Origin of the sequence: Microbacterium sp. 67-17, assembly GCF_001898325.1 — a bacterium.
GTDB lineage: Bacteria > Actinomycetota > Actinomycetes > Actinomycetales > Microbacteriaceae > Microbacterium > Microbacterium schleiferi.
Genome location: NZ_MKTR01000022.1, coordinates 1 through 1412 on the forward strand (window position 1 = coordinate 1; position 1412 = coordinate 1412).

At 66.9% G+C, this 1412-nt stretch carries 1 protein-coding gene; it reads left to right on the top strand.

Annotated features, from left to right (window positions below):
• The coding region (gene rpoB, locus BGO47_RS09485) for a DNA-directed RNA polymerase subunit beta (RefSeq protein ID WP_292711181.1) at positions 1–1412 on the top strand (1412 nt) is incomplete at both ends.

The window sequence follows — 1412 nt, forward strand, 5'->3', positions numbered from 1 at the left end:
GTCGACGACATCGACAACTTCGGCAACCGTCGCATCCGCGCCGTCGGCGAGCTCATCCAGAACCAGGTCCGCACCGGTCTGTCGCGCATGGAGCGCGTCGTCCGCGAGCGCATGACCACGCAGGACATCGAGGCGATCACGCCGCAGACCCTGATCAACGTGCGCCCCGTCGTGGCTGCGATCAAGGAGTTCTTCGGCACGTCGCAGCTGTCGCAGTTCATGGACCAGAACAACCCGCTCGCGGGTCTGACCCACAAGCGTCGCCTCTCGGCGCTGGGCCCCGGCGGTCTGTCGCGTGAGCGTGCGGGCGTCGAGGTCCGTGACGTGCACCCGTCGCACTACGGCCGCATGTGCCCGATCGAGACGCCGGAAGGCCCGAACATCGGTCTGATCGGCTCGCTGGCATCCTTCGCGCGCATCAACGCGTTCGGTTTCATCGAGACGCCGTACCGTCGCGTCGAGGCCGGCAAGGTCACCGACAAGATCGACTACCTCACGGCATCCGAAGAGGTCGACTACATCGTCGCCCAGGCCGGTGCCGAGCTGAAGGCGGACGGCTCGTTCGCGACCGAGCGCGTGCTGGCCCGTCGCGGCCAGGGCGGCGAGGTCGACATGTTCCACGCCGACGAGATCGGCTACATGGACGTCTCTCCGCGCCAGATGGTGTCGGTCGGTACTTCGCTGATCCCGTTCCTCGAGCACGACGACGCGAACCGCGCCCTCATGGGTGCGAACATGCAGCGCCAGGCTGTGCCGCTGCTGCGCAGCGACTCGCCGTTCGTCGGCACGGGTATGGAGGGCTACGCCGCCATCGACGCCGGTGACGTCGTCACCGCCGAGAAGGCCGGTGTCGTCATGGAGGTCTCGGCCGACGTCGTGACCGTGCAGCTCGACGAGGGCGGCACGCAGGACTACTTCCTGCGCAAGTTCGACCGCTCGAACCAGGGCAACTCGTACAACCAGCGCGTCATCGTCTCGGCGGGCGACCGGGTCGAGGTCGGCGAGGTCATCGCCGACGGCCCCGCCACCGAGAACGGCGAGCTCGCGATCGGCAAGAACCTGCTCGTCGCGTTCATGACCTGGGAAGGCCACAACTTCGAGGATGCGATCATCCTCAGCCAGGACCTCGTCAAGAACGACACGCTCTCCTCGATCCACATTGAGGAGTACGAGGTGGATGCCCGTGACACCAAGCTCGGCAAGGAGGAGATCACCCGTGACCTCCCCAACGTCGCGCCCGACCTGCTGAAGGACCTCGACGAGCGCGGCATCGTCCGCATCGGCGCCGAGGTGCGTCCCGGCGACATCCTCGTCGGCAAGGTCACGCCCAAGGGTGAGACCGAGCTGAGCGCCGAGGAGCGCCTGCTGCGCGCGATCTTCAACGAGAAGAGCCGCGAAGTCCGTGACACCTC